The following is a 1,192-nucleotide window of genomic DNA, read 5'->3' on the forward strand; positions in this document are numbered from 1 at the left end:
ACTCGCCCGGCAACGCCACCCACGGCTTCATGGACTTCATGCTGATGATGGGTGTGGCCGGCGCCGGCGTGAAGGCCGACTACGTCGACACCCTCGACCTGTTCCACACCATGGAGGCGTACTTCACCTGGTACCCGAACGGAGCAGCGGCGTGAGCAAGTACCTGCTGAACAAGTTCCTGTTCATGGTCGACCGGGACCCCGACCTGGTTGAGCGCTACCGCAGCGAGGCGCGCGAGCTGGTCGCCTGGTGGGAGGCCGAGTGCGCCAACACGGTGCTGAACTGCCACACCGGCGAGGCGAGCACCTGGCTGCGCTTCGACGACACGGAGCGGGAGGCGTTGGCCAACCACGACCACGTGAAGCTCTTCGAGTTGGGGGCGCACCCGTTCCTCACCCTGACGCTCTTCATCGCCCTCTTCGAGCGGGACAACACCGAGCCGCTGGAGTACCAGAAGTCGTACGGCGCGCGGCTGGCCCACTTCTCGATGCCCTACCCGGACATCGCGACGTGATCCGCGCGGCAGTGCTCACCACCTGCGGCGCCCCACCGACGGTCGTCGAGCGACTGGCCCCCGAGCTGGCCGACGGCGAGCTGACGGTCACCGTCGAGGCCGTGCCGATCACCCCGCTGGACCTGCTCTGTGCCAGCGGCACCAGCTACTTCGGCAGGCCGGCCACCCCGTACGTGCCGGGTGTGCAGGGCGTCGGCCGTCTCGTCGACGGCACGCCCGTCTGGTTCGGCACGTCGGCCGGGATGCGGTCCGGGGTGGACGGCAGCATGGCGACAACTGTCGCGGTGCCCGCCGCCGACGTGGTGACGCTGCCGACCGGCGTACCGCTGACCCTGCTCGCGGCCCTGGGCCTCTCCGCCGTCGCCGCGCACGCCGCCCTCACGTACGCCGGTGGCCTGGCGGCCGGCAACCAGGTCGTCGTGCTCGGCGCCGGTGGTGTGGTCGGCCAAGCGGCCATCCAGCTGGCCCTGCTCGGCGGGGCCCGCCGGGTCGTCGCGGTGGCCCGCTCGGCGGCGGCGCGGTCCCGTGCCGAGGAGCTCGGCGCGGCGGTCGCGATCCCGCTGCTTCCCGACGACGACGTCGCGTCGATGGCCGAGCGGCTGCGGGCCGGCGCCGACGGCCCGGTCGACCTCGTCCTCGATCCGGTGTTCGGTGTGCCGGCCGCGGCGGCGCTGCGGG

The 1,192-nt window shown here is 72.2% G+C and carries 2 protein-coding genes; both read left to right on the forward strand.

Annotated features, from left to right (window positions below; translation table 11 throughout):
- The first annotated feature begins 151 nt into the window (after window positions 1-151).
- Complete coding sequence (locus tag AB0J68_RS32385; RefSeq protein WP_363942725.1) at window positions 152-514, forward strand: hypothetical protein; 363 nt, start codon at window positions 152-154, stop codon at window positions 512-514.
- A partial coding sequence (locus AB0J68_RS32390) for a zinc-binding dehydrogenase (protein ID WP_363942728.1) occupies window positions 511-1,192 on the forward strand: 682 nt, incomplete at its 3' end. The genes AB0J68_RS32385 and AB0J68_RS32390, both read left to right, overlap by 4 nt.

The sequence above is a fragment of the Micromonospora sp. NPDC049580 genome (assembly GCF_040675595.1).
GTDB lineage: Bacteria > Actinomycetota > Actinomycetes > Mycobacteriales > Micromonosporaceae > Micromonospora.